Source organism: Micromonospora sp. NPDC003944 (assembly GCF_053605225.1).
Window position 1 is genome coordinate 1 of sequence record NZ_JBSGIV010000138.1, and the last position, 3121, is coordinate 3121.

Here is a 3121-nt window from a genome sequence, read left to right on the forward strand (position 1 = left end):
CCACCGCCTGTCAGCCACACTCCCACGCGCGGCATGACCGTCGACAGCCGGGGAAAGCGGCTTGGACCGACATCGCCGAACCGGCAGGGGGACGAGTGTCGGATCACCGCCCGCCGCGACGCGATGGTGTCCCAGCTCACGAGCCGGGCACGCGTGTGTGGAACGTCAGGTCACTTGAGGGTGACCTTGGCGCCCTCACCCTCGAGCTTGGCCTTCGCCTTGTCGGCGGTCTCCTTGTTGACCTTCTCCAGGATGGCCTTCGGCGCGGACTCGACCGCGTCCTTGGCCTCCTTGAGGCCCAGGCCGGTCAGCTCACGCACGACCTTGATGACCTGGATCTTCTTGCCGCCGTCAGCCTCGAGGATGACGTCGAACTCGTCCTGCTCCGGCTCGGCCTCGGCAGCAGCGCCGCCGCCACCGCCACCCGGGCCCGCGATCGCGACCGGGGCGGCAGCGGTGACCTCGAAGGTCGTCTCGAACTGCTTCACGAACTCAGAGAGCTCGATCAGCGTCATCTCCTTGAACGCGTCGAGCAGCTCGTCGGTGCTGAGCTTCGCCATGTCTGGCGTCCTTTCCTGATTCTGTTAAGTAAGAACTGGTGCGCCGTGGGGGCCTCAGGCCGCCTCGGCGCCCTCCTTCTCGCGCTTGTCCTGCAGTGCAGCCGCCAGACGGGCGGTCTTCGACAGCGGGGCCTGGAACAGGGCCGCGGCCTTGCTCAGGTTGCCCTTCATCGCGCCGGCCAGCTTGGCCAGCAGCACCTCGCGGGACTCCAGGTCGGCAAGCTTCGTGACCTCGGCCGCGGTGATGGCCTTGCCCTCGAAGACACCGCCCTTGATGACGAGCTTCGGGTTGGCCTTCGCGAAGTCGCGAAGCCCCTTCGCCGCCTCGACGACGTCGCCCGAAACGAAAGTCAGCGCGGTAGGACCGGTGAACAGCTCGTCGAGGCCGGTGATGCCCGCGTCCGTCGCAGCACGCTTGGCCAGCGTGTTCTTCGCGACCGTGTAGCTGGTGTCGGCGCCGAGCGAGCGCCGAAGCTGGGTGAGCTGGGAAACCGTCAGACCGCGGTACTCGGTCAGCACGGTGGCGCCCGAGCTGCGGAAGCTCTCGGTCAGCTCAGCGACGGCCGTGGCCTTGTCGGCCCGGATCGGCTTGTCCGCCATGTCCCTCCTCTCTCGTTGCTCGAGGCTGGTCCCCGTCTCAGCCGAAGCCGGAACGGGGGCGGAGGCAGCACGACAACGAGAAAGCCCCGGCGCAGGGCGCACGGGGCGAGGGCCGGCGGATCATCGTGGTCGGCGGACCACGTTCACTGCCGAGTTACGCTTGCCGCCCTACGCGGGTCGCCCGTTGTCGCGGGACCTTCGACCGTGCTGAAGCACGGTGACCAGCGGTCTCTGGGTGGTTCCTCATCCATGAGAACACGGATGACTGTTGAAGACTACGCGCCCAGCTCACCAGCGCCAAATCGCCCCTGGTGAGCTGGGTCACCGGCCGGGTCAGCCCTGAGCGCGCCGCCGCCACAGGTAGCCACCGACGACCGCCGCGCTCCAGGCCAGCGCCCACCCGGTCAGCCCCAGCAGGGTCAGCGCGGCGGCGTCACCCCCGGTGGTGCGGGCGGCGGCCATGATCGGCGGCGCCAGCCAGGGGGCCACCGAGCCGGTCAGGCCGAACACCACCGCGCCGACCCCGCCGAGGGCCAACACCGCGACGCCGTACCCCGCACCGCCCACCGAGGCCCGGCTGGCCAGCGACCCGAGAGCAACCGCAGCGGGTACGACGAGCAGGTGCGCCCACAGCCCCAGCGCGAGACCCACCGGAATCGACAGGTCTCCCGGATCGACCGGGCCGGACACCCCGCCCACCAGCCACGGGAAGAGCAGCGCGACCGCCACCGTCACCAGCGCCGCCTCTGCGGCGGCGAGCAGCCCGGCCGACCGCTCCCGCGCCACCCCGACCGTCACCTGCGCCAGCCGACGCTGCACGTCCGGCTCGACGTCCAACAGGACCTTGGTCTGCCAGGCGAGCACCGGGAAGAGCACGACCGCGGAGACGCCGTACGCCTCCGCCGGCTGGGCGCGGCCACCGCCGTAGAGGATGCCGAGCGTGATCAGGCCGGCGAGGATCGGTGCCACCGCCCGGCCGGTGCGCAGGAGACCGGCCAGCCGCATCCGGACCAGAGCGGTCACCGGGCCTCCCCCGTCGCCGGCTCGACAATGGCGTCGGCGGCGTCCGGTCGCCCTGCCGCCGACTGCCCGGCCACGTCGAGCGGCGGTTCAGCGGGTCGGGCGGCACCTGCCGCCCGCAACGGCTCGGCCGGTCGGGCCTGGGGTCCGGGGGTGGAGGCGTCGGCGCGTACCCGAAGCACCTGATGGCCCTCGGCGCGCAACCGGGCGACGGTGCTGGCGACCCGCGCGGCCGGCACCGCTACCTCGACCACCGCGATCGTCGCGTCCGTCGACGACGTCTCCTCGCAGAGCGTGCCGTCGGCGACCAACAGGCGGCGCGCGGCCGGTAGGCGGACCGTCTCGCCACGGTGGTCGCTGACCAGGACGGAGCCGTCGGCGGCGAGCACCTCGGCGATCAACTCGGGCACCAACTCGCGGGTCGTGGCGTCCAGCCCCTCCCACGGCTCGTCGAGCACCAGCAGGCCCGGCGGGCGCAGCATCGCCTGGGCGAGGCCCACCTTCTGCGCGGTGCCCTTGGACAGCTCCGGCAGCCGGACCGAGCGGAAGGCGGACAGCCCGAGCCGGTCGGTCCAGGAGGTCACCGCCTCGTCGGCAGCAGCCCGGCCCAGCCCCGCCACCCGGGCCATCCCGGTCAGGTAGCGGGCCACGGTGAACGGCTGGTCGGCGGGGAAGCGCTCCGGCACCCACCCCACCCGCGCCGGCCGGCCGGTGACCCGGCCCCGGCCCGGCCGGAGAACCCCAGCGGCCACCTGGAGCAGGGTGGACTTGCCCACCCCGTTGCGACCCAGCACGATCGCCACCTCACCGGGACCGATCCGCACGTCGACACCCTGCAGCACCCACGACCCCCGCCGGTGGTACCGCACCCAGACGTTCTCCAGCCGCATGCGTCGAGCCTGCCACACCTGGAACGCGCCGGGGCGCCGCCACAGTCGTGG

General features: G+C 72.3%; 4 protein-coding genes. All 4 read right to left on the reverse strand.

The window, feature by feature from the left end; all coding sequences use genetic code 11:
- Positions 1 to 170: 170 nt before the first annotated feature.
- Positions 171 to 560, reverse strand: a complete 390-nt coding sequence (gene rplL / locus ACWER9_RS31740; RefSeq protein ID WP_357208428.1) for a 50S ribosomal protein L7/L12 — start codon at positions 558 to 560, stop codon at positions 171 to 173.
- Positions 561 to 614: 54 nt separating this feature from the next.
- Positions 615 to 1160, reverse strand: a complete 546-nt coding sequence (rplJ, locus tag ACWER9_RS31745) for a 50S ribosomal protein L10 (protein ID WP_112584808.1) — start codon at positions 1158 to 1160, stop codon at positions 615 to 617.
- A gap of 333 nt (positions 1161 to 1493) precedes the next feature.
- Complete coding sequence (locus ACWER9_RS31750) at positions 1494 to 2183, reverse strand: hypothetical protein (RefSeq protein WP_452305311.1); 690 nt, start codon at positions 2181 to 2183, stop codon at positions 1494 to 1496.
- Positions 2180 to 3121: ABC transporter ATP-binding protein (locus ACWER9_RS31755; protein WP_452305312.1), on the reverse strand; the 942-nt coding region annotated here is incomplete at its 5' end. The genes ACWER9_RS31750 and ACWER9_RS31755, both read right to left, overlap by 4 nt.

Excerpts from the sequence above, each read along its gene's own strand:
- rplL (WP_357208428.1), bottom strand. The coding sequence starts at position 560 with ATGGCGAAGCTCAGCACCGACGAGCTGCTCGACGCGTTCAAGGAGATG.
- rplJ (WP_112584808.1), bottom strand. The coding sequence starts at position 1,160 with ATGGCGGACAAGCCGATCCGGGCCGACAAGGCCACGGCCGTCGCTGAG.